Here is a 25882-nt window from a genome sequence, read left to right on the forward strand (position 1 = left end):
CGGGCCCCATGGACCTCCAAGCTCCCGTGAGTCGCTCCGTGGCTCCCCTCGCCTGCACGCCGCCGCTGAACCGGACGGCGGCGCCGTTCCTGCCCATGAGCCGCGCCGAGATGGACCGGCTCGGGTGGGACGCCTGCGACATCGTCCTGGTGACGGGCGACGCCTACGTGGACCACCCGAGCTTCGGCATGGCCATCATCGGCCGGCTGCTCGAGGCGCAGGGCTTCCGGGTCGGCATCATCGCGCAGCCGGACTGGCAATCGGCGGAGCCGTTCAAGGCCCTGGGCCGGCCGACGCTGTTCTTCGGCGTCACCGGCGGCAATCTCGATTCGATGGTGAACCGCTACACGGCGGACCGGCGCCTGCGCAGCGACGACGCCTATACGGCCGGAGGCGAAGGCGGCGCCCGGCCGGACCGCTGCACCATCGTCTACACGCAGCGCTGCCGCGAGGCCTACAAGGACGTGCCGATCATCCTCGGCGGCATCGAGGCCTCGCTGCGCCGCATCGCCCATTACGATTACTGGTCCGACAAGGTGCGCCGCTCGATCCTGGCGGATGCCAAGGCCGACCTGCTCCTCTACGGCAATGCCGAGCGCGCCGTGGTCGAGGTGGCCAACCGCCTCGCGGCCGGCGAGGCCCCGCAGGATCTCCACTCCGTCCGGGGCGTCGCCCTGTTCCGCCGGGTGCCCGAGCCCTACACCGAGTTGCCCGCCGACGACCTCGATTCGGCGGACGAGGCCGCCAGCCGCCGCCCCGGCGAGACCGTGATCCGGCTCCCCGCCTACGACGAGGTCAAGGACGACAAGGAGGCCTATGCCCGCGCCTCGCGGGTGCTGCACCGGGAGGCCAATCCCGGCAACGCGCGCCCCCTCGTCCAGCGCCACGGCGACCGCGACCTGTGGCTGAACCCGCCGCCGATCCCGCTCTCCAGCGACGAGATGGATGCGGTCTACGACCTGCCCTACGCCCGCGCGCCCCATCCGTCCTACGGCGACGCCAAGATCCCCGCCTGGGACATGATCAAGTTCTCGGTGACGATCATGCGCGGCTGCTTCGGCGGCTGCACCTTCTGCTCCATCACCGAGCACGAGGGCCGCGTCATCCAGAACCGCTCGGAGGGTTCGATCCTGCGCGAGATCGAGCACATTCGCGACAAGACGCCGGGCTTCACGGGCGTGATCTCGGATGTCGGCGGGCCGACGGCGAACATGTACCGGATGGCCTGCAAGGACCCGAAGATCGAGGCGGCCTGCCGGCTGCCGTCCTGCGTCTTCCCCGACATCTGCCCGAACCTGAACACCTCGCACGACGACCTGATCCGGCTCTACCGCAAGGTCCGCGAGGTGGAGGGCGTCAAGAAGGTGATGGTCGCCTCCGGCGTGCGCTACGACCTCGCGGTCCGGAGCCCCGAATACGTCGAGGAGCTCGTGACCCACCACGTCGGCGGCCGTCTCAAGATCGCCCCCGAGCACACCGAGCGCGGCCCCCTCGACCTGATGATGAAGCCGGGCATCGGCACCTACGACCGCTTCAAGGAGATGTTCGACGCCGCCGCCCAGAAGGCCGGGAAGAAGTACTACCTGATCCCGTACTTCATCGCGGCCCATCCGGGCACGACCGACGCGGACATGCTCAACCTCGCCCTCTGGCTCAAGAAGAACGACTACCGCGCCGATCAGGTCCAGACCTTCCTGCCCTCGCCCATGGCGACGGCGACGACCATGTACCACACCGAGATCAACCCCCTGCAGGGCGTGCGGCGCGGCGGCAGCGAACCGGTCGACGCGATCAAGGGGCTGCGGCAGCGCCGGCTGCACAAGGCGTTCCTGCGCTATCACGACCCCGAGAACTGGCCCCTGCTGCGCGAGGCGCTGCGGGCGATGGGCCGGGCGGATCTCATCGGGCCGCGGCCGGACCAGCTGGTTCCGGTCTCGCAGCCGTCGGGAACGGGCTCCGGGGCGGGCAAGGGGCGGGGCCAGCCGCACCCCGCCCGCCATCCGGGCGCGCCGCGCTTCACCACGAAGGGCGTGCCGCTGCGGAAGTGACGGTCCCGCGCGCCATGTGCGCGGTCTCACCGCATCCGGGGCGACAGGTGCCCTACGTCCCCCGGATGAGCATCCCCATCCGCGACGTCAGCGTCCCGATCTTCGTCAACGCCCTGCGCAGCATGAGCGCGTGGCTCGACAAGGCGGCATCGGAACAGCCGGAGGCCGCGTTGATCGGCCGGCGGCTGGCGCCGGACATGAAGCCCCTGCCGGCCCAGTATCAGATGGCCTCCGACAGCGCGAAGAACGCGGTGGCCCGGCTCGCCGGGATCGAGGCGCCCGCGATGCCCGACGTCGAGACGACCTTCGCCGAACTCCAGGCGCGCTGTGCCAGGACGATCGCCTTCGTCGAGGGCGTCGATCCGGCCGCCTTGAGCGCCGAGCGCGAGGTGGAGCTGAAGTTCCCGAACGGCATGGGATACCGCTTCAGCGGGCAGGCGTATCTCACCGGCTTCGCGCTTCCGAACTTCTTCTTCCACGTCACCACCGCCTACGGCATCCTCCGCAGCGCCGGGGTGGGCCTCGGCAAGATCGACTACCTCCAGCATCTGGGCCCGCCGACCCTCCCCACGGCGAAGTAGGCGCGCCAGGCGCCCGAACCCCGAAACCCGAGACCGGGCGCTCGTCGCCGGCCTGCCGGTGGACGCCGTGGCGGCCGATCCGCCCCCCCGGCAGGACCCGGATCGTGACGGCCGGGCGGGATCAAGGCCGGGGCGCGCGGGACGAGCCAGGATGTCCCGGCCCGGGGACCGATTGTCCCCGGGCAGAGGATGGGATGCGGGCGGGCCGACGACGTCCCGAACTCACTCGACGAAGCCCCAGGCGGCGTCCCGCGCGCGCCGGTCGTCCTCGTCCATCGGGCGCATCCAATCATCCGGGCGAGGAGTTCGGCACGGATCTCGGCAGGCATCCCCGGCGACCGCCGGTGCGGCGGGCGGCGCGGGCCGGACCGGGGATGCCGGTTCCCCCGCGCGGCGCGGGCCGGGCCGGGGCGGATCGCTCGCCCGCGCCCCCCGTCCCGGGGTCCGACCGCCGACGTGTCGTCTCGGAATCGTCATGGAAGCCCTCCTCAATGGGCCAGGAACCTCAATGGGCCAGGAATCTCAATGGGCTAGGAACAGCGCCGCCGGGCTGCCCCGAAGGAGCGCCCGGGTGACGCCGCCGAAGAAGAACTCCCGGATGGGGGAATGCCGGTAGGCGCCGGCCACGATCAGGTCGGCCCCGAGCATCCGCGCCCGGTCGCACAGCGTCTCCGCGATGCCGTCCGCCACCGGCAGGTCGACGACCGTGACGGCCACGCCGTGGCGCGCCAGATGGGGGGCGAACTCGGCGCCCGGCACGGCGGCATGGAGGTCCTCCGGGTCGGCGACGCAGACGATCTCCACCACCTCGGCCGCGCGCAGGAACGGCAGCGCGTCGTTGGCCGCCCGCGCCGCCTGCGCGCTGCCGTCCCAGGCCACGACGATCCGCTGCGCGGAGAAGGCCTCGATGCCCGGCGGCACGGCGATGACGGGGCGTCCGCTGATGAACAGGGCCTTCTCGACGATCTCGCGGTCGATGTCGTAGGTCCGGGAGCCCGCGTCGAGGACCGTCAGGTCGTGCAGGCGCGCCTGCCTCGCGAGCCGGCCCACGATCTCCGGGAAGGGCAGGCTCGGCGTCTCGACCGTGCAGATCACGCCCGCCTGCGCCGCATCCCCGGCCACGCGGTCCGCGACGGAGCGGGCCAGCGCATCGAGGCGCCGGTCGATGGCGGCCACGCCGTCGAGGTCGAACGCGCCGAGCCAGGCATCGTCGCCGGTCAGCCGCCACGAGGCCGACTGGACCGTCAGGTGGGCGCCCGCGGCTCTCGCGAGGGTCAGCCCGTAGCCGATGGCGGCGGAGGCCTCCGGGCGGTCGGATTCGATGGCGGTCCCGACGAGGATGTCGCGGATGGCAGAGAGCGGCGAAGGAACGGCCTGGGACATCGTTCGTCTCCCGATTGAGCCGCCCTCAGCCTCGGCCGGTTTCGAACGATCCGCCTTGATCCACCTCAAGTCATCGCGCAGGCCCGATCCCGGCGAACGCGGCCGGGCGGGATTTCCACTGCGTGCCGCGAAGACGAGACGCACCACCACGGACCCGGGAAGGCCTGGGATGCGCGGGACAGCCCGCCCCTGCGATGACGTCCCGACCCGGGAGCTTTCCGGCAGGACGTCCCCGACGGCGCCCGCCCTCGGCGAGATGCGCCGATGCCTCGGACGTTCGCCCGGCGGCTCGATCCCCCATGCGGCGACCGGCCGGCCCGGGGCGGACGATCCGGGCCGCGTCAGACCCGATCCGCCCCATCTCGCCGCGGGACCGACCGCCTAGCGCGCGGCCCCGCCGATCAGGGCCCGGCGCAGGCGTCCCGAGACGGCGTCGATGAGGGCCACGGTCACCAGGATCATCAGGATCAGGAAGGCGACCTGGCGCAGTTCGAGGACGCGGATCAGCTCGCTGAGATACTGGCCGATGCCGCCCGCGCCGACGATGCCGATGATGGTGGCCGAGCGGGTGTTCGATTCGAAGAAGTACAGCACCTGGCTGCCGAGCACCGGCAGCACCGCCGGGATCAGCCCGAAGCGGATGCGGTGCAGCGCGGTGCCGCCGGAGGCGGAGACGCCCTCGCCGGCCTTGGCGTCGGCGGTCTCCACCGCCTCGGAGAACAGCTTGCCCAGCGCCCCGACATCCGCGCACGCGATGGCGAGCGCCCCGGCGAAGGGGCCGAGCCCGACGACGTTGATCCAGATCAGGGCCCAGATCAGCACGTCGACGGAGCGCATCACGTCGAGGCCGCGCCGGACGGTGAAGTGCACGAAGGGGTTCGGCACCACGGTGCGGGCGGCCAGGAACGCCACCGGAAAGGCCACGAGCGCGGCCGTCAGCGTGCCGATGAAGGCGATGCCGAGGGTCTCGGCCAGCGCCTGGAGGAAGGCGAAGGCCCGGCCGCCGGTCTCGGGCGGCCACATCAGCAGGCTGAACTCGCCGAGGCGGCCGAGGCCGGCCAGCAGGCGCGCGCCGGAGACATCGAGGCGCACCAGGGCGTAGGCCGCCAGGGCGGCGAGGCCGGCCAGCGCCAGGACCGCCAGGAGGCGCCCCCGCCAGGCCGGTCGGAAGCTGTCGGGAAAGCGCCGGCGCAGGGCGGCGATCTCGGCCGGGGTCGGGTCGGGGCCGGTCATCGCAGGCCCCCGAGCAGCCCGTGGCGCAGGCGCTCGGTGCCGAGGTCGATCGCCATCACGGTGAGGATGATCAGGACCAGGATGGCGCTGACGTCGGCGTAGTAGAAGTTGCGGATCGCCACGAGGAGCTCCTGTCCGATGCCGCCGGCGCCGACGAAGCCCATGACGCCGGCACCCCGCACGTTGATCTCGAAGCGCAGCAGCCCGTAGGAGACGAAGTTCGACAGCACCTGCGGCAGCACGGCGAAGCGCAGGGTCTCGATCCGCCCGGCCCCGGCGGCGGTGAGGCTCTCCACCGGCCGCATGTCGATGTTCTCGACGACCTCCGAGAACAGCTTGCCGAGCGCCCCCGTGCTGTGGATCGCCAGGGCCAGCACGCCCACCATCGGCCCGAGGCCGAAGGCTATGACGAAGAGCAGCGCGAACACGATCTCGGGCACGGTGCGGCAGAATTCGAGCCCGCGCCGCACCAGGATGCAGGCCGTCCGGCTGCCCGTCACGTTGGCGGCGGCGGAGAAGCACAGGAGGACGCCGCCGATCGCCCCCAGGAGGGTGCCGAGATAGGCCATCAGCAGGGTCTCCCCCAGGAGCCCCAGCCATTTCGGCCCGCCCCAGTACCATTCGGCCAGGTCCCCCGGCAGGTTCGCCCAGGTCAGGGGTGGCAGGATCTGGACGATGTAGTCGGTGAAGCGGCCGAGATGGGTCGCCAGCACCCAGGGGCGCACCTCCGCGGCCCAGGCGGCGAGCCCGGTGAGGACGACGAGCCCGGCGAGGCCCGCCCAGGTCCGGCGCCGGGTCGCGGCGACGGCGGCGTCGTAGGCCCCCGCCAGGGCGGCGGCCCGGTCCGGGGGCAGGGGCGCGATCCGCTCAGGCATCGGTCGTCCCCGGCGCGCCCCCGCGCCCACGGCTCGTGACGGGTCCGGTCAAGATTTGCGGCGCTGGTCGTCGTTGAACTTCAGCATCTCGATGATCGGCTGGTAGTCCTTCAGGGTCACGGGGGTGAGGCCCTGGTCCTTGCCGTCCGAGAGCCGGTCGAAGGCCGCCTTGTCGGCCGTGGGCATCGCCACCAGGGCCTCGCGGATCTTCGCCTTGAGGGCGTCGGGCAGGCTCGACAGCATGGCGAAGGGCCCCTCGGGCAGGAAGTCGGACTTGAACACCACGCGGAAATCGGCCTGGCTCATCGGCGTGCCGTCGGGCTTCTTCAGCATGCCCTTGGCGGCCATGCGGGTGACCATGGTGTCGGTGTCGGTGTTGTAGAGGTTGGCCGCCGCGTCCACGGTGCCCTGCACCAGGGCGAGGACCGCGTTCTCGTGGCTGCCGGCATAGACGGTCTTGCCGAAGACCGTGTCGACCGGGTAGCCGGCCTTGTTCAGGAAGAAGCGCGGCGCCTGGTTGCCGGAGGTGGAGTTCGGGTCGACCAGGGCCAGGTTCTTGCCCTTGAGGTCCTCGATCGTCTTGTAGGGGCTGTCGGCGCGCACGTAGACCACCGAATAGTAGCCCGAGGCGCCGGTGTTGTGGCGCTGGTTGACGATGGGCTCGACCTTGACGCCGGTCATCACCGCGCGGGCGAAGGAGGCGGGGCCGTAGAAGGCGAGCTGGGCGTTGCCGGCACGCTGGCTCTCGATCACGGCGGCGTAGTCGTTGGCGATGCGCAGCTTGACCGGCACCCCGAGGGCCTTCGACAGGTAGGCGGTCATCGGCGCGTAGCGATCGGTGGTGCCCGACGCGTTCTCGGCCGGGATCACCGCCAGGGTCAGCTCCGGATAGGCCGCACTCCAGTCCTGGGCGGCGGCGGGCGCGGCGAGGAGGGCGAGCGCGAGGGCTCCGGCGAGGGATCGGCGGGTCAGCATGGGAAACTCCCGGATGGAGGGTTTCAGGACTCAGGCGACGAGGGCGGCGGGGTAGGGCGCGCGGCGCGCGGGCGCGTCCATGACCTCGCCCGCCTCCAGCCCGTAGAGCTGGCGGGCGACGTCCTCGGTGAGGTCGGCGGGGGCGCCGTCGAACACGAGGCGGCCGTCGGCGAGGCCGACGAGGCGGTCGCAATAGGTGCGGGCCAGATCCAGGGAGTGCAGGTTGCACAGGACCGTGATGCCGTGGCGCCGGTTGGCCTCGGCCAGGGCGTCCATGACGATGCGGGTGTTGCGCGGGTCGAGGGAGGCCACGGGCTCGTCGGCCAGGATCAGGTCGGGGGCCTGCATCATCGCCCGCGCGATGGCGACGCGCTGCTGCTGGCCGCCGGAGAGCTGGTCGGCCCGGTGCCCGGCGAAGTCGCCCATGCCGAAGCCGTCGAGGGCGGCCAGGGCCAGGGCGCGCTCGCCCTCGGACCAGAGCTTGAGCAGCGCGCGGTGCCGGGGCACCTCCGAGAGCCGGCCCATCAGGACGTTGCTGAGCACGTCGAGGCGGCCGACGAGGTGGAACTGCTGGAAGATCATGGCGCAGCGCGCCCGCCAGCGCCGCAGGTCCCGCCCGCGCAGGGCCGTGACGTCGAGGCCGTCGAACAGGATGCGGCCGCCCGTCGGCTCGGCGAGGCGGTTGATCATCCGCAGCAGGGTCGACTTGCCGGCGCCCGAGCGCCCGATCACGCCGACGAAGCGGCCGCGGGGGATGGCGAGGGAGACGCGCTCCACAGCGCGGCGGTCGCCGTAACGGCGCGTCAGATCTTCGAGGATCAGCATGCGGGTATCCGGCGCTTCACGATGAACGCCGGTAAACCCGCGGGGCACGACAGGATCATGACAGTTGTTCGGCTAATCGAGAGCCGGAAGTCTCAGGCCTCTGCTTCGTAGCGCTCCAGGAACGCGTCGATCGACAGGGCGCGGAAGTCCGGCAGGGCGCGGCGCAGGCGGGCGTGGTCCCAATCCCACCAGGCCAGGGCCAGCAGGCGCTCGGCGATCGCCTCGGGGAAGCGGCGGCGCACGACCCGGCCCGGATTGCCGACCACGACGGTGTAGGGCGCGACATCCCGCGTCACGATCGTGCCGGCGCCCACCACCGCCCCGGTGCCGATGGTGCGCCCGGCCAGGATGACGGCGCCGTGGCCGATCCAGACGTCGTGGCCGATGCGGACGGGCAGGGCCCGGCGCCGGGCGAAGAAGGCGGGCTCGTCCCGCTCCTCCCCCGGCCAGTAGGCGCCGGCCCGGTAGGTGAAGTGGGATTGCGAGGCCCGCTCCATCGGGTGGTTGCCGGGGTTGATCCGCACGTGGGAGGCGATGGAGCAGAACTTGCCGATGGTGGTGTGGTTCGCCTGCCCGTCCTCGACGATGTACGTGTAATCGTCGAGATGCGTCTCGCTGAGGCGCGTGCGCGCGCCGACCTCGGTGTAGCGCCCGAGGCGGCACGCCGAGAGCTCGGCGGTCGGGTGGACGGCCGGTTCGAGGCCGAGGCGATCGGAGACCATCGGGCGATCCTGTCAGGCGGGGAAGGGGAGGCGGCGCAGGAGGCGGAACGGGCCCGCGCCGTCCTGGACGACCACGCTCACCGCATCGACCGTCAGGTCGGGCAGGCCCGCGGCGGCGGCGGCCAGCAGGGGCAGGGCGGTCGCCCCGTCCTCCGGCCCGAGGGGGCCGGTGAGCGTCATGTGGAAGCGGAAGGCCTCGAAGACGTGCGGATAGCCCCAGCGCTCCAGCAGCGCCCGGCCGCGGGGATCGAGGCGCTCGGGGCGGCGGCGGGCCCGCTCGGCGGGCGTGAGGGGCGCGCGCAGGGGATCGAGGGCCGCGACGCACTCGGCGGCGAGGAGGCCGAGGGCGGCCGGGGGGGCAACCGGCACCAGGGCGGCGAAGGCCCCGAGGGCGGCGACCCGCAGGGGGCCGACGGGCAGGGGGCTCCGGTGCGCGGCCAGGGCCTCGGCCGCCGCGAGGAGATCGGCCTCGGTGGCGCCGGGGGCGAGGCGCATCGGCGCCTTCAGGGTGGCGTGGAAGCCGTAGGTGCGCGGCTCGGCGGTGTGGGCGGCCAGGATCGCCCGGAGCGCCTCCGGGCCGGGCGCCGGGCCGGGACCGAGGATCGCCTCGCCGAAGGCGGCCAGGGCCGAGCCGGGGGCGGGCGTGAAGTACAGGGCGTATCGGGCGGGTCGGTCCAACGGGGTCGTGTCCTGGCGGCACGCGAGGGGCGGGGTGGGCCGCACGGGATGCGCCCGCGCGCGAGGTGCCGAAGCGCGCATACCACGGGCGCCCGACGCCGATATGACAGGCTGGGCGCCGTCCGAGGCGCGATGAGGCGATGGCCGTGTCCGCGCGCAGGCACAGACAGATCCGGACCCTGACCCCGCCCTCCCTTGCCCTGGCGGCCGCCCTGCTGGTGGCCGGCGGGGCCGGCGCGCAGGCCGCGGGGGAGGCGCCCACGCGCCGCTTCACGGCCGCCTACGGCCTGAGCTTCCTGAACCTGCCGGCGGGCGAGGCGAGCCTCGCGGTCGAGCGGGCGGACGCCCGCTACGCCCTCGAGCTCGAGGCGGGCCTGCGCGGCCTCGCCGGCTTCTTCTTCGACGGGGCCGGCAAGGCCACCGTCGCGGGGTCGACGAATCGCGCCGGCGCGGTCACCGCCACCTTCCGGATCGACAGCCGCTACGGCGGCAAGCCGATCGCGGTGGAACTCGACCTCGCCGGCGGGCGCGTGCGCAGCGCCAGCGTCGCGCCGCCCCCGACCCCGCGCGACGACCGGGTCCCGGTGGCGCCGGAGGACAGGGTCGGCGTGGTCGACCCCCTGACCATGCTGACGATTCCCCTCGGGACCGCTCCCCTGGACCCCGGCCTGTGCGACCGGCGCATCCCGGTCTTCGACGGGGCGAGCCGGGCCGACCTCGTGCTGTCGCGGGGCAGCCTCGCCACGGTGACGGAGGGCGCCTATCGCGGCCCCGCCCTCGACTGCCGGGTGCGCTGGGTGCCGATCTCCGGGCACCGCTCCGGCGGGAGCAACGTCCGCCGCATGGCCGCCAACGACGACATGCGGGTGCGCTTCGCCCCGATCCTCGACGGGGCGCTGTTGCTGCCGCTGTCGATCACGATCGCCACCGGCTGGGGCTCGGTGCACATCGAGGCGACCCGCTGGGGCGGGGCGCCGCCGGCCGGCCCGGACGCCCCGGCGGCGAGGCCCGGGGTGACCGTGCGGCTGCCCAACGCCCGCTAGCTGGGGCGTGGCTGGGACCGGCCCCGGCGACGACCTCGTGCCGCCCCGCACGCCGGCGGTGGAACGCCCGTTCCCCCGCCGCGTTCGCCCCGCGACGCAGCACAGGAGACGCCAGCATGCCCAATGCGATGATCCACGACATCTTCAGCGGCACCCCGAACCTCACCACCACGGAGCGCGCCGTCTCGGTGGTGCTCGGCCTCGGCATCGCCGCCGCCGCCGCGCAGCCGCGCCCGAACAAGTGGCTCAGCCTCGCGGCCCTCGTGGTCGGCGCCGGCCTCGCCATCCGCGGCGCCACCGGCCACTGCGCCGTCAAGGCCGCCACCGAGGCCTGACCGGCCCCGCGCCCGGTGCCCACGGCATCGGGCGGATCGCGACCGGACACGAAAAAGGGGCGCCTCGGTGAGGCGCCCCGTCTCGTTTCGGGCTTCGGACGTCGCTGGCCTTACAGCGTGGTGGTCGAGCGGCGGCCCTGGATGAAGCCGTAGATCGCCAGCACGACGATGGCGCCGACGACGGCGCCGATCAGGCCCGCGCCCTGGTTCGGACCGTACCAGCCCAGCGCCTGGCCGAGGAAGGTGGCGACGAAGGCGCCGACGATGCCGAGGATCGTGGTCAGGATGAAGCCGCCGGGCTCGTTGCTGCCCGGCATGATGAACTTGGCGATGACACCGGCCAGAAAGCCGATGATGATGGTCCAGATGATACCCATGAGCTGATCCTCGAACTTGGCCGAACCCTCTGGGTCGGACGTCACTGGCGGCAGGGGCCGGCTTTCGAGCCTTGGCCTTGGCGCATGGGGTGAGAACGCCGCACCCGCGGGATGAGTTGCGCCGCACGACGGGACTTTGTCACGTGGACGGAAACGCCGATCCGGCGCGGCCGGTTCGCCGCGCGCGCCGGGCGCGGGGGGCCTTTACGTTCGGGTCCCCGACGCGGCACAACGCTTGCCCCGAGCCGGGATGCCAAGGGGGCATTCCAGGGGTGCCCCGCGGCATCCCGCGGCCGACACGCGAGAGGCACGTATCCCCGCCATGACGATCCAGCGCTTCGAATCCGGTCCCCGCATGAGCCAGGCCGTCACCTACGGCGACATGGTCTTCCTCGCGGGCCAGGTGGCCGGCACGGTGGTGGGCGCCGGCGTCACCGCGCAGACCCAGGAGATCCTGGGCGAGATCGACCGCCTGCTGGCGGCCGCCGGCACCGACAAGAGCCGCATCCTCACCGCCACCATCTACCTGGCCGACATCGCCACCTTCGCGGAGATGAACGCCGCCTGGGACGCCTGGGTGGCGAAGGACAACCCGCCGGCCCGCGCCACGGTGGAGGCCAAGCTCGCCGCCCCCGAATACCTTGTCGAGATCGTGGTCGTGGCCGCGAAAGGACAGGCATGAGCCGAGCCGGCACCCGCCGCGCGCTCCTGTCCGGGGGGCTGGTCGCCGGGGCGCTCGCCGCCCTGCCGCCCGGCCTGCCGGGGGCCCGGGCGCAGACGCCCGCGCCGCAGGGCGAGCGCGTGGTCAACATCTACAACTGGTCGGACTACATCGACCCGAAGGTGCTCGACGCCTTCACCCGGGAGACCGGGATCAAGGTCGTGTACGACACCTACGACAACAACGAGATCCTCGAGACCAAGCTGCTGGCCGGGCGCTCGGGCTACGACGTGGTGGCCCCCTCCGGGCCGTTCCTGCAGCGGCTGATCCGGGCGGGCGTGTTCCAGCCCCTCGACAAGGCCCGGATCCCCAACCTCGTCCATGCCTGGCCCGAGATCGCCGCGCGGCTCGCCACCTACGACCCCGGCAACACCTACGCCGTGGACTACATGTGGGGCACCACCGGCATCGGCGTGAACCTCGCCCAGGTGCGCGAGCGCCTGGGGGCGAACCAGCCCCTCAACAGCTGGGGCCTCGTCCTCAATCCGGGCCTGATGGCCAAGCTCAAGGATTGCGGGGTGATGCTGCTCGATTCCCCCGAGGACCTGATCCCGAGCCTGCTGCCGTTCTATGGCTTCAAGCCGGATTCCAAGCGCTGGGACGACATCACCCAGGTCACCGACGCCCTGTTCAAGGTCCGCGGCTCGGTGCGCAAGTTCCACTCCTCGGAATACATCAACGGGCTGGCCAACGGCGACCTCTGCCTGGCGGTCGGCTATTCCGGCGACATCATGCAGGCGCGCAAGCGGGCCGAGGAGGCCAAGAACGGGGTCGAGATCGGCTATGTCATCCCCCGCGAGGGCGCGCTGATGTGGTTCGACGCCCTCGCGATCCCGAAGGACGCCCCCCATCCCGCCGAGGCCCACCGCTTCCTCGACTACCTGATGCGGCCCGAGGTGGCGGCGGCCAACACCAACTTCGTCTCCTACGCCAGCGGCAACGCGGCGGCCCGGAAGTTCGTCAAGCCTGAGATCCTGGCCAATCCCGGCATCTACCCGGACGAGGCGACGATGCAGCGCCTCGCCAGCAACACCGCCTGGGACGACCGCACCCAGCGCTTCGTCACCCGGAGCTGGACCCGGGTGCGCACCGGCCGCTGAGGCCGTCGCCGACCGGACCCCCAAACAAGAACGGCGGCCCCGAGGGACCGCCGTTTCGTGTTTTCGGACGCTCCGACCGGGGGGGGGTCAGTTGCTGGCGAGGTGGGGCATCGGGTCGACCGGGGTCGCGCCCTTGCGGATCTCGAAGTGGAGCTGGGGCGAGGTCACGTTGCCGGAGGCGCCGGACTTCGCGATGGTCTGGCCACGCTTGACCTTCTCGCCGGGGCGCACGTCGAGCTCGCCGTTATGGGCGTAGGCCGAGACGTAACCGTTGGAGTGGCGCACCAGGACGAGCTTGCCGTAGCCCTTCACGTCGGAGCCCGCATAGGCCACGGTGCCGTCCTCGGCGGCCTTCACCGCGGTGCCCTCGGGCACCGAGATGTTGATGCCCTCGTTGCCGGAGGTGCCGTAGCCCGAGATCACCCGGCCCTTGGCGGGCCAGCGGAAAGACTGCTCGGAGGCGGCGACCGACCCGGTGCTCGCCGGCTCTGCCTTGGGCGCCTCGACCGCAGCGACCTTCACGGGCGCCTTGGCGGCCTCCTTGGCGGCGGCCTCCGCGGCCTTCGCCTCGGCGACCTTGCGGGCGGCCTCCTTGGCGGCGTCGGCCTTGGCCAGCTTGGCCGCCTCGGCCTCGGCCGTCTTGCGGGCCGCCTCGGCCTTCTTGGCCGCGTCCTTGGCCGCGTCCGCCTTCGCCTCGGCCTTCACCTCGGCCTTGGCTTCCTTGATCTCGATCTTGCGGACCGCCTTGTCCTCGGCCTTGGCGACGGCCTGACCGGGACGGGGATGGGCCTTGCGGGCCTCGGCCGCCTTGGTCTCGGCGAGCTTGGCGGCCGCCGCCGCCTTCTCCGAGGCCTTGCGGGTCTCGGAGGCCTTCGCAGCCTCCACGACCTTGCGGGCTTCGGCGAGCTTGGCGGCCTCGGCCTGGCGCTTGGCCTCGACCTTGGCCTCGGCGGCCTCGCGGGCCTCCGCCTCGCGGCGGGCGTCGGCGGCACGCTTCTCGGCGGCCCGGTCGATCACCTTCGGGGCCGGCGCGGCGGGCACCGCGCGGGTGCTCATGCGGGCCGCATCGGGATTCATGCCCGAGACCGCCGAACCCGTCATGCCGGCCGAGACCGGCTCGGTGGAGGCGAGACGCGTGGTCTGGGGCCGGGCCGGGGCGGGGGCCGCCGCCATCGGGCGGGGCGACATGGCCGCCGGCGAGGAAGCCGCGCCCGGGGCCCCGAGGGCCTGGGACTGGATGCGGCTGGTGCGCACCACCGGCGCCGGGGCGATCTCGCCGTCGGGCAGGCTGCCCGTCGCGGCGGGCTCGCTCGACAGGTTCGAGGCAAATGGATTGCCGAAGGGATCGCCCAACCGGGACGCATCCGAAGAACAGGCGGCCGCACCGCCTCCAATCACGCCGATGAGCGCGAAACGCGACAGCGTCCTCAACCCTCGACCAGTCCCGCGAACCCGCATCGACGCACCTGTTTGCCTGACGCAACTTGATGACGTCATTCAAACCCGATTCAGGTTAAGCAACCGTTCCGATTCACCACGTTCGCGGCACGGACGGGGCTCCACCGGAACCTTTCGCGCTACAGGAGGCCGGCGCGCCCGGGGGTGAGCGGCGCCAGCCGGACGGCCGCGCCGGGGCGGACGTCCAGGGTGCCGTCCGGTCCCCGCGTCCAGGTGACGAGGCCCGCTGCCTCGGGCCGGCCGACCGGGGCGACGAGGCGGCCGCCGGGGCCGAGCAGGTCGCCGAAGTGCCCGGGAATCGCCGGCACCGTCCCGTTGAGGAGGATGCGGTCGAAGGGCTCCGCCCCCCGCAGGGTCGCCGGGTGCAGCCCGTCCCCGACGGTGATCGTGGCGAGCGGCCGGTCCTCCGGCACGAGGTTGTCGCGGGCCTCGTCCGCCAGGGTGGCGTAGCGCTCGAGGCTGCGCACATGGGCAGCGCCCAGCCGCAGCAGCAGGGCGGTGACGTAGCCCGAGCCGGTGCCGATCTCGAGGATGCGGGCGCCCGGGCGCAGGCCCAGGGCCTTCAGCATCGCCGCCACCGTGGTCGGCGCCGTCATGGTCTGCCCGCAGGCCAGGGGCAGGGCAAGGTCGCGCCGGGCGAGGTCGCGGTGCCGGGCCGGGGCGAAGCGCTCGCGCGGCACCCGCTCCATCGCCCGCAGGGTGTCGGTGTCGCGCACGCCGCGGCCCCGCAGGGCCATGACGAAGGCGGCATCCTCGATCGAGCCCTCGTGCATCATGGCTGATTCTCGAAGAAGGCCCATTGTCTCTGGGTGTGTGCCGCAGGGGGGACGGCTTGTCCCGGGTGCGGCTGCTCAGAGTTGCGGCTCGGATTCGAATGGAACGCGTTCCCCTCCCCCCTGCGGGGAGGGGGCAGGGGTGGGGGTCGCTCCGCTGGCCTCAGTCGGTCGCGGGTCACCCAGCCACCCCCACCTCCCACGCCTCCCCACAAGGGGGAGGAGGGCCGCATCGGGCTGAGCAAAACGATTGCTAAACCTCCGAAAAACCCTGCGCGAAGCGCGTCAGGCTCGGCTCGTCGGTGAGGTCGAGGCGCAGCGGCGTGACCGAGATGCGCTTCTCCGCGATGGCCTTGAGGTCGGTGCCGTGGCCGGGCTGGAACGTCGCCTTGGCGAAGGCGAGCCAGAAATAGGGATTGCCGCGCCCGTCCTGGCGCGCATCGATCTGGAGCAGGGCCTGGTTGCGGAAGCCCTGCGCCGTCACCGCCGTGCCCAGGACCTCCCCGGGCTCGCAATCGGGGAAGTTCACGTTGACGACGATGCCGGGCTCGATGCCGATGTCGAGGATCTTGCGGACGACCCCGGGGCCGTGCTCGGCGGCGCAGTGCCACTTGATGGCGCCGCGCCCGCCGGCCCCGTAGGCCTGGCTCAGCGCGATCGATTTCACGTTGAGGATCGTCCCCTCCATGGCCGCCGCGATGGTGCCCGAATAGGTCACGTCCTCGGCGACGTTCTGGCCGCGGTTGACGCCCGAGAGCACCAGGTCGGGCCCGTGGTCCTTGAGGATGTGGCGCACGCCCATGATCACGCAGTCGGACGGCGTGCCCTTCACGGCGAAGCGCTTCTCGGCGACCTGGCGCAGACGCAGGGGGTCGTTCAGCGAGAGGGAATGCGAGACGCCGGACTGGTCGGTCTCCGGCGCCACCACCCAGACGTCGTCCGAGAGGGCCCGGGCGATCCCCTCCAGGGTCTCGAGCCCCGGCGCGTGGATGCCGTCGTCGTTGGTGACGAGAATGCGCATCAGCTCTTGAACCCCTCGATCCGGTCGATCCCGCCCATATAGGCCTTCAGCACCGACGGCACCGTGACGCTGCCATCCGGGTTCTGGTAGTTCTCCATGACGGCGATGAGCGCGCGGCCCACGGCCACGCCGGACCCGTTGAGGGTGTGGACGAAATTCACCGCCTTGCCATCCCGGGCGCGGACGCGCGCGTTCATCCGCCGCGCCTGGAAGTCGCCGCAGACCGAGCAGGACGAGATCTCGCGGAACGTCTCCTGGCCCGGCATCCAGACCTCGATGTCGTAGGTCTTCTGGGAGGCGAAGCCCATGTCGCCGGTACACAGCGTCATGATCCGGTAGGGCAGGTCGAGCTTCTTCAAGACCGCCTCGGCCGAGCCCAGCATGCGCTCGTGCTCCGCGGCCGACTGCTCCGGATGGGTGATCGAGACGAGCTCGACCTTGTTGAACTGGTGCTGGCGCAGCATGCCGCGGGTGTCCCGCCCCGCCGAGCCGGCCTCGGCCCGGAAGCACGGGGTGAGGGCGGTGAAGCGCAGGGGAAGCTCTTCCTCGCGCAGGATGCTCTCGCGCACGAGGTTGGTGAGGGGGACTTCCGCCGTGGGGATGAGCCAGTGCTCGCCCGCCTGGAACTGGTCGTCCCGGAACTTCGGCAGCTGCGCCGTGCCGAACATCGCCTCGTCGCGCACCAGGATGGGCGGCGCCACCTCGGTGTAGCCGTGCTCGCCGGTATGCAGATCGAGCATGAACTGCCCGAGCGCCCGCTCCAGGCGGGCGAGCTGGCCCTTGAGCACCACGAAGCGGGCCCCGGACATCCGGGACGCGGCCTCGAAATCCATCAGGCCCGAGGCCTCGCCGATCTCGAAATGCTGCTTTCCGGTGGCGAGCTGGGGCCGGTGCGCCGCGAAGCGCCGGTACTCCACGTTGCCGTGCTCGTCGGCGCCCTCGGGCACCTCCGGGTTCGGGCGGTTCGGGATCGCGGCGAGGCGCTCGTCGAGGGTCGCCGCCGCCTCCGCCTGCGCGGCTTCCAGGGCCGGGGCCTCCTCCTTCAGGCGGGCGACCTCGGCCATCAGCGCCTGCGCCCGGTCCTCGTCCTTGGCCTTCTTGGCGCCGCCGATCTCCTTGGCAAGCGCGTTGCGGCGCTCCTGGTTGCCCTGCGCGGCCGAGATCGCGGACTTGCGCGCGTCGTCCAGGGCGATCAGCTCGGCGGCGAGTGGCGCCAGCCCGCGGCGGCGCAGGGCCTCGTCGAAGGCGTCCGGATTGTCGCGGATGGCGCGGATGTCGTGCATGGGCTCGGCTCGTACGATGCGAGCCCGACGCTTAGCCGCATCGGCCCCGGCCCGACAAGCGCGGCCGGGTGATCTGCCCCGCTACTGCGCCCGGATCTGACGCTCGGCCGCCTTGTCCTCGGCGCGCCCGTAATTGATGAAGAACAGGTTCCCCTCCACGGGGCGCCCCTTCTGCAGGTTCGTGAGCTGCACCGTGGTCTGGTAGCCCTGCGGATCGGTGATCCGCCACTGGCTGAGGGTCTTCACCTCGGCGTCGAAGAAGAGCTGGATCTTCGAGGTGCCGCCCAGCGTCGAGCGGTCCTCCAGGGCGATGCGCAGGCCGCCCGGATCGTTGGCCACGTCGGTGACGGAGAGATCGCGGGCGAGGTCGATCTTGTCGCGCAGCAGGAATTTCAGGGGCGTCTGCGAGATGAAGTAGAGGTCCTGGGTACCGAGCTTGCGGTCCTTGACCGCCACCGAGGTCCCGTCGGCCACGATCTCCAGGGGGGAGGGCTGGTCGTAGTCGAAGCGCAGGCGGCCGGGCTTGGCGAGCGTCAGCTTGCCGCCGATGCGGCGCCCGTCCGGGCCGATCTGGACGAAGCTGCCGGTGAGCGTGGTCATGCCGTTGAAGTAGGCGTTGGCCTGCGCGATCACAGTGGCGTCGTCCGCCTCGACCGCGACGGCGGCCGCTGCGGGCGCGCCCACGGCCGCGACCTTGGCGCCAGCCTTCGGATCGACGGCCTTCGGATCGGTGGTCTTGGGCTCCGCCCTGGCGGCCTTGGCCGCAGCCGCCTTGTCGGCCGCCACCTTGTCCGCCGGCTTGGCCGGCTTCGGCGCCTGGGCCACGGGCTTCTTCGGCGCGGCGGCGGGGGCCGCCGGGGCGGGCTCGGGCTCCGGCTCGGGGGCCGGGGCCGGCTGCTCCTTGCGGCCGAACAGGCCGTCGAGGAACGAGGAGACCTGGGCGGAGGCCGGCTGCGGCAGGGCGAGGCCCGCCGCCAGGACGAGCAGCGGACCGGCGGCGAGGCGGTGACGGCGGCCGATCATCGGGACGCTCCCTTGAGGCGATGCGTAGGCGTGCGGATCGAGTGCGGGTGGTGCCCGCTTAGAAGCCCGCCCTGTGGCGAATATGCGACGGGTGGGACGGCCACCGCCCCACCCGCGCCATCCGGCTCAGTCGTCGTAATCCATCATGCCGGAGGCGGCGTGGCCGCCCTCCATCAGGATCTCGCGCTTGCCGGCATGGTTGGCCGGGCCGACGATGCCCTCGATCTCCATCCGCTCCATGATGGAGGCGGCGCGGTTGTAGCCGATCTGCAGGCGGCGCTGGATGTAGCTCGTCGAGGCCTTGCGGTCGCGCATCACCACCTGCACCGCCTGGTCGTAGAGCTCGGCGCCGGGATCGATGCCGCCGCTGCCCGCATAGGCGCCGGCGTCGAAGATCGGGGCGTCGCTGTCCTCGATCTCGGCGGCCTGGACCTTCTCGGCGCGGTCGGCCTTGTCCGCCTTCGCGCCCTTGGCGGGCTTCTCGTCGCCGCTGCCGTCGTCGGCCGTGACGGCCTCGAGGTAGGAGGGTCGGCCCTGGCGCTTGAGGTGGGCGACCACGCTCTCGACCTCCGCATCGGAGCAGAACGGCCCGTGCACGCGCGTGCGCCAGGCGCTGGATCGCCCCCTCGATGTCCTTGCCCGCCACCATCATCAGGTCGGCCATCTCGTCGACCACGATCACGATGTAGGGCAGCGCCGACAGGTCCATCTCCTCCGTCTCGTAGACGGCCTGGCCGGTCTCGCGGTTGAAGCCGGTATGGACCTCGCGGGTGATGGTCTCGCCCTTGGCCCGGGCCTCCGCCATGCGGGCGTTGTAGCCGTCGATGTTGCGCACGGCGATCTTGGACATCTTCTTGTAGCGCTCCTCCATCTCGCGCACGGCCCATTTGAGGGCGATGACCGCCTTCTTCGGGTCGATGACGACGGGGGAGAGCAGGTGCGGGATGCCGTCGTAGACGGAGAGCTCCAGCATCTTCGGGTCGACCATGATCAGGCGGCACTCCTCCGGCTTCATCCGGTAGAGGAGCGACAGGATCATGGTGTTGATGGCCACGGACTTGCCCGAGCCCGTGGTGCCGGCCACCAACAGGTGGGGCATCTTGGCCAGATCCGCGATGATCGGCTCGCCGCCGATGTTCTTGCCCAGGCACAGGGCGAGCTTGTGCTTGCTCATCCCGAAATCGGCCGAGGCGAGGAGTTCGCGCAGGTACACGGTCTCGCGGGTGTCGTTGGGCAGCTCGATGCCGATGACGTTGCGGCCGGGGACCACGGCGACGCGGGCGGAGACCGCCGACATCGAGCGGGCGATGTCGTCCGAGAGCGAGATCACGCGGCTCGACTTGGTGCCGGGCGCCGGCTCCAGCTCGTAGAGGGTGACGACGGGTCCGGGACGCACGGCCAGGATGTCGCCGCGCACGCCGAAATCCTGCACCGTCTGCTGGAGGTTGAGGGCGTTCTGCTCCAGCACGTCGGCATCGACCTCCTCCGTCTCGTTCAGCGGCGGCTCGGCCAGGAGGTCGAGGGCGGGGTGCTCGTAGTCGGCGTTCTCCACGAAGGACATCGGCACGTGCCGGCCGGCCGGGATGAGGAGCGGGCGCTCGGGCAGGATCGCGCGCGGCATGTGGACGGCCGGGACCTCCGGCGCCGCGACGGCCTCCGCCGCGGGGGCGGACGCCTCGGCCTCGACCGGGACGGACCCCTCGACCGCGTCGGTCGACGCGACCGAATCGGTTGACGCGACGGGCGTCGGAGCCTCGATCTCGGGCTCGGGGGCGGACAGGCCCTTGGGATTGCGCAGCAGCACCGGGCGCGCCGGGATCGGGGTCGGCACGAAGGCGGGCTCGGCCGCCCGGGGCGCCGCCGCGACAAGGGCAGGGACGACGGGGGCAGGGACGACGGGGGCAGGGACGACGGGGGCAGGGACGACAGGCGCCGGCTCGAAGGGCGCGACCGGCACGAACGGCATCGCCCCCGGCAGGGCAGGGGAGGGGGCCGGAAGCGGAGCCGCGACCATCGGGGCGGCCACCAGGGCCGCAGCGCCGACGGGGGCGGCCGGACGGCCGGCGCGGATCGCCGCGCGGGCCGCCATGGCGTGGAGCGGGGTGGGACGGACCGGCGCCGCCCCCGGAACCGCGTTGTCCTGGCCCTCGACCGGGCGCGGCGGGCCGAAGGGTTCGAACCGCACGAGGTGTTCCAGGCGGTAGCCCGCCCGGGCCGGCGCCGTCTCGGCGGTCGCGTCGGCCGGGGCGGAGGCCGCGGGCTCGACCCGTGCCGCAGCGCCGTCGAAGGCCCCGCGCTCGGAGACGGGGCTTTCGGCGGTGGCGATCTCGGAGGGGACGATCTCGGAGGCGGCGATCTCGGACGCCGGCAGCGGGGCGGGCTCGGCCTGGATCGCCGACCAGGCGTCGAGGGCGGCGCCGTCGCGGCCGTCGAACCAGGCCTGGACCTCGGACCAGTCCGGCACGTCCGACCAGTCGCGATCGTCGGGGATCACGGCCGTCTCGACGGGCGCGGTGTCTGCGAGGGCGGTCTCGGCGAGAGACGTTTCGGCGAGAGAGGTTTCGACAGGGACGGCCTCGACCGGCGCGGGCTCCGGCGCGAGCGCGGCGGGAGCCTCCGGGTCGGGACGGACCTGGCGCCGGTCCGGGCTGCGGAAGAAGCGCACGCCGGGGGGGGCGACGAAGGGCTGGCGCCACAGGGGCTCGGGCACCTGGGCGGCCAGGGCCTCGGCCTCCGCCTGCGCCGCGCGGGCGGCCTGCTCCCGCGCCTCGGCCTCGAGCCGGAGCGCGTCCTGCTCGGCCTGGAGGCGCAGGGCCTCCGCCTCGGCCTCCGCATGGGCCTGGGCGCGGGCGGCGCGCTCGGCGTCCAGCGCCCGCTGGCGGCGCTCGTGCAGGACGGGATCGGGGGTGCGGGTGTAGCGCACGGCCGGTCCGGCCGGGGCCGCCGCGGCAGGGGCCGGGGCCTCGCCGGCCTCGGGCATGATCGCGGCCGGGCGGCGCGGGGTCCGGATCAGGACGCGGGGCGCGGGCGTGTCGGCCTCCATCTGGCCGTCGTCGAACCCGACCGCGGGGGCGGCGCGGCGCGGGATCATGTCGAGGGTGGCGCGGTCGTCGAAGACCTGGGCCGGCCAGGCCTGGATCGCGGGGGCGGGCCGGAAGGCGAGGCCGACCTCGTTGCGGCCGACCAGGGCCTGCGGGCTCGTCATCCAGCTCGGGGTCGGGCGGGTGGCCGCCACCGTGTAGTCCGGCCGCTGCGGCGGGCCGGCGAGGCGGCGGGAGAGGGTCGCCCGCAGGTTCATCAACCGGTGCGCCAGGGCGCCGATCGACAGGCCGAGGCGGTCGCCGCCGCGAACGGGGCGCGAAGGATCACGATGGGAGTAGGGGAGCCGTCCCGATGCGCGCATGATTGGCCGGATGTACTCAAAACGGGTCCGCCGCCGGGAGCGGCGCGGTTCAGCGCTGAGTTAGGGGCATCGTCGTTAACAGACGCTTGATTTGACCGCGCGACCGAGGCCCGATCGCCTGAACCGGGACCACCGAACCGCGCCCGTCGAACCCGGAGCCCCCTCGCCCGGCCCCTCGCCGGGCCCCTTGCTGGGCCCCTTGCTGGGCCCCTTGGCACGCCGCCGAACCCTTGCGCTGGAGGCGGATGGCGGCAGGGGTTAAGGTGCGGCGCGATCAGTCCGGAGCCCCGCCCCTTGCCCAGTCCCTCGGCGACCACGTCCGCCCCGGCCGATCCCGGCTTCCGCTCCCTCTACCGGCACGGCTTCGCCCGGGTCGCCGCCTGCACCACCCGCAGCCACCCGGCCGACCCGGCCCGCAACGCTGAAGGCATCCTCGCCCTCGCCCGGTCGTGCGACGAGGCCGGGGTCGCCGTGGCGGTGTTCCCGGAGCTCTGCGTCTCGGCCTACGCCATCGAGGACCTGTTCCTGCAGGTCACGGTGCTCGAGGCGGTGGAGGCGGCGGTGGCGCGCCTCGTGGCGGATTCGGCCGCGCTCCAGCCCGTCCTCGTCGTCGGCGCGCCCCTGCGCTGGGGCCACCGGCTCTACAACTGCGCCCTGGCCATCCACCGCGGCCGGCTCCTCGGGGTGATCCCGAAGAGCTTCCTGCCGACCTACCGGGAGTTCTACGAGAAGCGCCACTTCGCCTCCGGCGCCGGGATCGCGGGCGAGAGCATCCGGGTCGCCGGCCTGGAGGCGCCCTTCGGCACCGACCTGTTGTTCGCCGCCGCGGACGTGCCCAATCTGGTGCTCGGCGTCGAGGTCTGCGAGGACCTCTGGGTGCCCGCCTCCCCCGGCACCGACGCGGCCTTGGCCGGCGCCACCGTGCTCGCCAACCTGTCGGGCAGCCCGATCACGGTGGGCCGGGCGGACTCCCGCGCACTGCTGACGCGGGCCGCCTCGATGCGCTGCCTCTGCGCCTACGTCTACGCCGCCGCCGGCACCGGCGAATCCACCACCGACCTCTCCTGGGACGGGCAGACCAGCATCGACGAGAACGGGGAGCGCCTCGCCGAGGGGCCGCGCTTCGCGTCCGAGCCCGTGATGACCCTGGCCGACATCGATCTCGGCCGCCTCGCCCAGGAGCGGCTCCAGATGGGCAGCTTCGACGATTCGGGCCGTGCCGCGCCCCGCGGGCCGACCTATCGCCGGGTGGCCTTCCGGCTCGACCCGCCGGCCGGCGACCTCGGCCTGCGGCGCACGGTCGAGCGCTTCCCCTTCGTGCCCGCCGATCCGGCCCGCCTCGCCCAGGATTGCTACGAGGCCTACAACATCCAGGTGGCGGGCCTCGCCCAGCGCCTGGAGGCGACGGGGACGAAGAAGGTCGTCATCGGCGTCTCGGGCGGCCTCGATTCGACCCACGCCCTCATCGTCGCGGCCAAGGCCATGGATCGGCTCGGCCTCCCGCGAACAAACATCCTGGCCTACACCCTGCCGGGCTTCGCCACCTCGGAGGGCACCAAGACCAACGCCCACGCCCTGATGCGGGCGCTCGGCACCACCGCCCGCGAGATCGACATCCGCGAGGCCGCCACCGTGATGCTCACCGGGATGGACCACCCGTTCGGACGCGGCGAGCCGGTCTACGACGTCACCTTCGAGAACGTGCAGGCGGGCCTGCGCACCGACTACCTGTTTCGCCTCGCCAACCAGAACGGCGCCCTCGTGATCGGCACCGGCGACCTGTCGGAACTGGCGCTCGGCTGGTGCACCTACGGCGTCGGCGACCAGATGAGCCATTACGGCGTCAATGCCGGGGTGCCCAAGACCCTGATCCAGCACCTGATCCGCTGGGTCATCGCCTCGGGCCAGGTCGGGCCGGAGGTCGGCGTCACCCTGCGGGCGATCCTCGCCACCGAGATCTCGCCCGAGCTGGTCCCGGTGGACGCGGGCGCGACGCCGCAGAGCACGCAAGGGGTGATCGGCCCCTACGCGCTGCAGGATTTCAACCTGTCCTACACCCTGCGCTACGGCTTCCCGCCCGCGAAGATCGCCTTCCTGGCGCTGCACGCCTGGGGCGACGCGGGCACCGGGTCCTGGCCGCCGGACTTCCCGGACTCCGAGCGCGGCGCCTACGACCTGGGAGAGATCCGGCGCTGGCTCGCGGTCTTCCTGCAGCGCTTCTTCGGCTTCAGCCAGTTCAAGCGCTCCGCCCTGCCCAACGGCCCCAAGGTCTCGGCCGGGGGCTCCCTGTCGCCGCGCGGCGACTGGCGCGCGCCCTCCGATGGAAGCGCCCGGCCCTGGCTCGAAGACCTCGCCCGTAACGTTCCGGAGACCTGATCGACACAGTGCTGTCCGATTGCCCGCTTAGGGCGTAGCTTGGGTGGGCGAATCGGAGATTGACCGATGCAGAATTACAACGTTTTCTGCCTCAGGAGCATCGAGGGCCTGTGCTGCGCCGTGCCGGAGAGCCGCGCCGTGCCGCCCTTCCTCGGGAACGGCCGCTGGGCCTTCGGCGGCAAGCTCGCGGCGGTGGGCGACGCCCCGGCCGATTTCGACGACCGCGCGGCCGAGACCGCCGTGCGCTTCAACGGCTTCTACCTGTTCCAGACCATGGACAGCCGCTTCCATTGACCCGAAGGGAGAACGCGGCATCCGGTCCGCCGCCGCGCGCGCGCATCGCGGCGATCATTCCTTAAGGGGCGCCGTGCCAGGGTGCCCCGCATGGGACGCGGAGTCGGAGACCGCCCCAGGGTGGAGCAGCACGGCATGTCGGAGCATCGCAGGGAGTCGCGCCTGAGGACCTTCCTCAAGGGCCGGATCATCTTCAACAAGGGTGCCTCGACCATGGACTGCCTGGTCCGGGACCTGTCCGCCTCCGGCGCCCGGCTCGCCCTGACCGAGACCTCGACGCTGCCCGAGAGCTTCGATCTCTACATTCCGCAGAAGGACCGGACCTACCGCGCCACCCTGTGCTGGCGCCGGGCGGACGGCATCGGCATCACCTTCGTGGACGGGGCCGCGCCGGCGCCCGTGCCCGTGTCCGTGCCCGCCGCGGCTCCGCCCCCGGCGGACGAGGCCGCCGCGATGCTCGCCCTGGTGCGCCGGATCAGCGAACTCGAGGCCGAGAACGCCGCCCTGCGCCGGCTCCTCGCCAGCCCGCCGGTGAGCGGCGCCGCCTGACTCAGCCGGCCGCGAGGGCCGCCCGGATGCGGGCGGCGTGCTCCGCCAGGACCGCCCGGTCCGCCATGCCGCCCGTGTGGCGCTGAAGCGGCACGCCCTCGAAGCGCGGCACGATGTGGATGTGCAGGTGGAACACCGTCTGCCCGCCCGCCGGCTCGTTGTACTGGAACACCGTGAGCCCCTCGGCCGCGAAGGCCGCCTTCACCGCCCGGGCGACGCGCTGCACCGTCCGCGCCAGGGCCGCGAGGGCCTCCGGGTCGGCGTCGAGGAGGCCCCGCGCCGGGGCCTTGGGAATCACCAGGGTGTGGCCGTCCCCCTGGGGCATCACGTCCATGAACGCGAGGGTGTCGGCATCCTCGTAGACCCGCTCGGCGGGAATCTCCCCACGCAGGATCTTCGCGAAGACGTTGTCGGGATCATAGGCGGGCGTGACGGTCATGCGGCCGGCTCCGGTGAAGGTTCGACGGGGTCGGCGCGCACGATGCACAGGCCGACCAACCCCGTCCACCTCATCCCGGCCTCCTTCGTCCCAGACCTGGGCGGTCGCGCCGTGGGACCGCGCCGTTTCGGCGCTCACGGCGCTTCGCCCCCCGATCTCGCCGCACGGACGTCGCGTCGGACGCCTGCCGAAGGGCCGCTCCTTTGCAACCCAGGATCTTTCTTGCGCCTCCGCCGCAACGAATCGTTCGCACCCCCCTTGACCTTCCCACCATGGGAAGCCCCATCTACGCACCGGCTGCCGGTGCATCCCGCCGCGCGGCCGACCCGGCGGAGTTTCGAACCGCCTCCCGGGCCGGGTCACCCGT

23 protein-coding genes and 1 pseudogene are annotated in these 25882 nt (G+C 72.6%); 9 read left to right on the plus strand and 15 right to left on the minus strand.

The features are described from left to right. The first annotated feature begins 95 nt into the window (after window positions 1–95). Window positions 96–2048: a YgiQ family radical SAM protein gene (locus tag ASG51_RS05715; protein WP_156389591.1), complete on the plus strand. Its 1953-nt coding sequence runs from the start codon at window positions 96–98 to the stop codon at window positions 2046–2048. A 65-nt stretch (window positions 2049–2113) separates the two neighbouring features. Then, window positions 2114–2629 carry a DUF1993 domain-containing protein gene (locus ASG51_RS05720; RefSeq protein ID WP_056277790.1) on the plus strand — a complete coding sequence of 172 codons (516 nt, stop codon included), beginning with the start codon at window positions 2114–2116 and terminating at the stop codon, window positions 2627–2629. 522 nt (window positions 2630–3151) lie between these two features. On the opposite strand, the gene ASG51_RS05725 is transcribed toward ASG51_RS05720, so the two are convergent. The 7 genes from ASG51_RS05725 to ASG51_RS05755 form a co-directional block, all read right to left on the minus strand. Then, window positions 3152–4012 carry a universal stress protein gene (locus ASG51_RS05725; protein WP_056379666.1) on the minus strand — a complete coding sequence of 287 codons (861 nt, stop codon included), beginning with the start codon at window positions 4010–4012 and terminating at the stop codon, window positions 3152–3154. A 381-nt stretch (window positions 4013–4393) separates the two neighbouring features. Further along, window positions 4394–5245 carry a phosphonate ABC transporter, permease protein PhnE gene (gene phnE, locus ASG51_RS05730; protein WP_056349885.1) on the minus strand — a complete coding sequence of 284 codons (852 nt, stop codon included), beginning with the start codon at window positions 5243–5245 and terminating at the stop codon, window positions 4394–4396. Then, window positions 5242–6120 (minus strand): phosphonate ABC transporter, permease protein PhnE, encoded by an 879-nt coding sequence (gene phnE, locus ASG51_RS05735; protein ID WP_056379668.1) that lies wholly within the window; start codon window positions 6118–6120, stop codon window positions 5242–5244. The genes phnE (ASG51_RS05730) and phnE (ASG51_RS05735) overlap by 4 nt, the downstream gene beginning before the upstream one ends. 48 nt (window positions 6121–6168) lie before the next feature. Continuing rightward, entirely contained in the window at window positions 6169–7095 is a 927-nt protein-coding gene (gene phnD, locus ASG51_RS05740; RefSeq protein WP_056216431.1) for a phosphonate ABC transporter substrate-binding protein, read from the minus strand. Window positions 7096–7125: 30 nt separating this feature from the next. Next, window positions 7126–7920, minus strand: coding sequence for a phosphonate ABC transporter ATP-binding protein (gene phnC / locus ASG51_RS05745; RefSeq protein ID WP_056216433.1), 795 nt, complete (start codon window positions 7918–7920; stop codon window positions 7126–7128). Between the two features lie 92 nt (window positions 7921–8012). Continuing rightward, window positions 8013–8642, minus strand: coding sequence for a DapH/DapD/GlmU-related protein (locus tag ASG51_RS05750; protein WP_056379669.1), 630 nt, complete (start codon window positions 8640–8642; stop codon window positions 8013–8015). A gap of 12 nt (window positions 8643–8654) precedes the next feature. Continuing rightward, window positions 8655–9320, minus strand: a complete 666-nt coding sequence (locus ASG51_RS05755; protein WP_056349882.1) for a DUF1045 domain-containing protein — start codon at window positions 9318–9320, stop codon at window positions 8655–8657. 140 nt (window positions 9321–9460) lie between these two features. Between ASG51_RS05755 and ASG51_RS05760 the strand changes: the two genes are divergently transcribed. Together ASG51_RS05760 and ASG51_RS05765 are read left to right on the plus strand one after the other, a co-directional pair. Continuing rightward, on the plus strand, window positions 9461–10363 hold the full coding sequence (locus ASG51_RS05760) for a DUF3108 domain-containing protein (protein WP_082513895.1): 903 nt from the start codon (window positions 9461–9463) through the stop codon (window positions 10361–10363). A 116-nt stretch (window positions 10364–10479) separates the two neighbouring features. Continuing rightward, window positions 10480–10698, plus strand: a complete 219-nt coding sequence (locus tag ASG51_RS05765; protein ID WP_056379672.1) for a DUF2892 domain-containing protein — start codon at window positions 10480–10482, stop codon at window positions 10696–10698. Between the two features lie 110 nt (window positions 10699–10808). Here ASG51_RS05765 and ASG51_RS05770 read toward each other — a convergent pair whose 3' ends face one another. Beyond that, a complete protein-coding gene (locus ASG51_RS05770) occupies window positions 10809–11075 on the minus strand; it encodes a GlsB/YeaQ/YmgE family stress response membrane protein (RefSeq protein ID WP_056185315.1) in 267 nt (88 codons plus the stop codon). Window positions 11076–11397: 322 nt separating this feature from the next. Between ASG51_RS05770 and ASG51_RS05775 the strand changes: the two genes are divergently transcribed. Further along, entirely contained in the window at window positions 11398–11757 is a 360-nt protein-coding gene (locus tag ASG51_RS05775) for a RidA family protein (RefSeq protein WP_056216442.1), read from the plus strand. Then, on the plus strand, window positions 11754–12896 hold the full coding sequence (locus ASG51_RS05780; RefSeq protein WP_056379674.1) for a polyamine ABC transporter substrate-binding protein: 1143 nt from the start codon (window positions 11754–11756) through the stop codon (window positions 12894–12896). Before ASG51_RS05775 ends, ASG51_RS05780 begins: the two co-directional genes overlap by 4 nt. An 87-nt stretch (window positions 12897–12983) precedes the next feature. Here ASG51_RS05780 and ASG51_RS05785 read toward each other — a convergent pair whose 3' ends face one another. The 6 genes and pseudogenes from ASG51_RS05785 to ASG51_RS05810 all read right to left on the minus strand — a co-directional run bounded on the left by ASG51_RS05785 (window position 12984) and on the right by ASG51_RS05810 (window position 21857). Continuing rightward, complete coding sequence (locus ASG51_RS05785; RefSeq protein WP_056379676.1) at window positions 12984–14354, minus strand: M23 family metallopeptidase; 1371 nt, start codon at window positions 14352–14354, stop codon at window positions 12984–12986. Window positions 14355–14473: 119 nt separating this feature from the next. Then, on the minus strand, window positions 14474–15130 hold the full coding sequence (locus ASG51_RS05790; protein WP_156389585.1) for a protein-L-isoaspartate O-methyltransferase: 657 nt from the start codon (window positions 15128–15130) through the stop codon (window positions 14474–14476). A gap of 250 nt (window positions 15131–15380) precedes the next feature. Then, entirely contained in the window at window positions 15381–16148 is a 768-nt protein-coding gene (gene surE / locus ASG51_RS05795) for a 5'/3'-nucleotidase SurE (RefSeq protein ID WP_056216447.1), read from the minus strand. After that, window positions 16148–17431 carry a serine--tRNA ligase gene (gene serS, locus ASG51_RS05800; RefSeq protein ID WP_056277771.1) on the minus strand — a complete coding sequence of 428 codons (1284 nt, stop codon included), beginning with the start codon at window positions 17429–17431 and terminating at the stop codon, window positions 16148–16150. Before serS ends, surE begins: the two co-directional genes overlap by 1 nt. An 81-nt stretch (window positions 17432–17512) precedes the next feature. Continuing rightward, window positions 17513–18454, minus strand: a complete 942-nt coding sequence (locus ASG51_RS05805; protein ID WP_056379677.1) for an outer-membrane lipoprotein carrier protein LolA — start codon at window positions 18452–18454, stop codon at window positions 17513–17515. Window positions 18455–18580: 126 nt separating this feature from the next. Next, window positions 18581–21857 (minus strand): annotated as a pseudogene (locus tag ASG51_RS05810) (DNA translocase FtsK). A gap of 294 nt (window positions 21858–22151) precedes the next feature. Here ASG51_RS05810 and ASG51_RS05815 point away from each other — a divergent pair. From ASG51_RS05815 to ASG51_RS05825, 3 genes are all read left to right on the plus strand, one after another. Then, window positions 22152–24233: an NAD(+) synthase gene (locus ASG51_RS05815; protein ID WP_056379679.1), complete on the plus strand. Its 2082-nt coding sequence runs from the start codon at window positions 22152–22154 to the stop codon at window positions 24231–24233. Between the two features lie 66 nt (window positions 24234–24299). Beyond that, window positions 24300–24527: a hypothetical protein gene (locus ASG51_RS05820; protein WP_056214039.1), complete on the plus strand. Its 228-nt coding sequence runs from the start codon at window positions 24300–24302 to the stop codon at window positions 24525–24527. A gap of 135 nt (window positions 24528–24662) precedes the next feature. Continuing rightward, window positions 24663–25076, plus strand: coding sequence for a PilZ domain-containing protein (locus ASG51_RS05825; protein ID WP_056379682.1), 414 nt, complete (start codon window positions 24663–24665; stop codon window positions 25074–25076). A gap of 1 nt (window position 25077) precedes the next feature. On the opposite strand, the gene ASG51_RS05830 is transcribed toward ASG51_RS05825, so the two are convergent. After that, on the minus strand, window positions 25078–25515 hold the full coding sequence (locus tag ASG51_RS05830; RefSeq protein WP_056379683.1) for an HIT family protein: 438 nt from the start codon (window positions 25513–25515) through the stop codon (window positions 25078–25080). Window positions 25516–25882: the final 367 nt, after the last annotated feature.

It is taken from the genome of Methylobacterium sp. Leaf465, assembly GCF_001424705.1.
Lineage (GTDB): Bacteria > Pseudomonadota > Alphaproteobacteria > Rhizobiales > Beijerinckiaceae > Methylobacterium.